The sequence below is a fragment of the Nocardioides sp. genome (genome assembly GCF_036401255.1).
Lineage (GTDB): Bacteria > Actinomycetota > Actinomycetes > Propionibacteriales > Nocardioidaceae > Nocardioides.
In genome coordinates this window covers 1-1700 of the sequence record NZ_DASWVI010000488.1, presented here as the reverse complement: position 1 = coordinate 1700, position 1700 = coordinate 1, and the positions used below count along the sequence as shown (strand labels likewise).

Annotated in this window: 1 protein-coding gene and 1 pseudogene; both read right to left on the bottom strand. The window is 76.6% G+C overall.

The genetic code is table 11. The annotated features are described in order from the left end of the window. Positions 1–342, bottom strand: a pseudogene (locus VGD85_RS22650) (hypothetical protein); the annotation flags it as partial. Next, positions 339–1700, bottom strand: a 1362-nt coding sequence (locus tag VGD85_RS22645) for a hypothetical protein (protein WP_331065694.1), incomplete at its 5' end; no start/stop codon positions are given. The pseudogene VGD85_RS22650 and the gene VGD85_RS22645, both read right to left, overlap by 4 nt.

Sequence of the window (1700 nt, the reverse complement as noted above, 5' to 3'; positions counted from 1 at the left end):
GAGCCCCCGCGCGGTGCGCGCCGCCCAGGCCGGGTCGTGCTCGACGGTGACCACCGAGCCGGCGCGGCGCGCCAACCACACCGTCGAGGCGCCCGACCCCCACTCGAGGACGCGCGCCCCTGGCCGGGCCCGCAGGAAGTCCTCGACCGCGTCCGCGGCCGCGAACGTCCACCACGGCACGTCGAGGGCGAGCATGTCGTCGAGGTCGTAGATCGCCAGCCACGAGCGCACCCACAGCGCCGTGCGCGAGCGACGGGCGGCCGCGTCCAGGACGCGCAACAGGCCCGTCGCCGCGAGCACCGCCCGGGCCACTCGCAGGACAGTGACGTAGGCGCGCTTCACCGCTCCTCCTCGATCCGGGTCTCGATCCGGGTCTCGATCCGGGTCTCGATCCGCATCGTCAGCAGCCGCAGGTCGGCGTCCGCATCCGTCACCGTCACGACCAGCCGGTCCTCGCCGTACGCCGCGGCCAGGGCGGCCGGCACGGACGCCTCGAACGCGTCGCCGGCACCGGTGGTCGCGACCGGCCGGCCGTTGACCGCCAGGCCGAGCCCGTCGCGGCCGGTGGCGGTGCCGCGCAGCACCAGGTCGCGGCCGCGGGCCCAGGGCGGCAGCACGAAGCCCAGCCGCGCCCCCGCCTGCCCCGGGCCGACGCCGGGGTCGTCGTGGTGCACCGCCCAGCCGTCGAGCAGCACCGCTCCGCCGTTGCCGCCGTGGTCGAGGTCGAGACCGCCGTCGGGGTACGGGGCGAGGACCAGGTCGCAGCGCGCGGCGTACGACATCGTCACCGTCCGCCACCACAGGCGCCGGGTGACGTCGGCGAACCGGGTGCAGTTGTCGCCGATCGCGTCGGTCCCACTGACGGTGGCGAGGAACTCCGTGGGCGGTGCGTCCCAGGAGCCCTGGCGCCGGTCGTCGTAGGCGGCGAGCGGGCCGACGACGTAGGACGCGCAGTTCTCCCGGCCGTCGTTGGAGCGCGGCACGAACGCGCCGTCCTCGGTGTGCGGCTGGCAGGCCACGAAGCCCCCGCGGGGCAGCTGCGGCGCCAGCTCGCGCACGCTCGTGCGCCAGTAGTCCGTCGGCAGGTCCCAGGTCGGCCAGCGGTCCCCCACCGACGGCGCGAACGCGGCGGCCGGGAGGCTGGAGTAGGCGTAGTTGTAGGGGAACAGCTGGACCTGGACCAGCAGCGGCGCGACCAGCGCGACCGCCGCCACCGGCCAGGCGCGGGGACGCCGGGCCACGGCCGCGATGCCGAGGGTGGCGAGCACCGCGAGCGCGGGATAGGCGAACAGCAGCTGGCGCAGGCCGTTGTACAGGTTCGACCCGCGCGCGATCGCCAGCAGCGGCAGCGCGAAGGCCTGCAGCAGCACCAGCGCCACGACGGCGCGCGCCGGGTCGCTGCGGAGGCGGCGTACGGCGAGCAGGGCGCCGAGGCCGCCGAGCAGGAGCAGCAGCGTCGGGACCTCGACGGTGAGGAACGTGGGGACGTACCACCGGCTGCCCGTGGCGCCGTCGAACCGGGACGACTCGGAGACCGACCCGGTCAGGGCCTCCAGCGGGGAGCCGAACGGTGCCGGGTAGGCGAGCGCGATCGTGCCCGCGCCGACCGCGACCGCAGCGACGACCGCGACCGTCCGCGCGACCCGGTCCCCGCGTCCGAGCAGCACCGCGGCCAGCGCCGCGAGGGCCAGGCCGGGCCA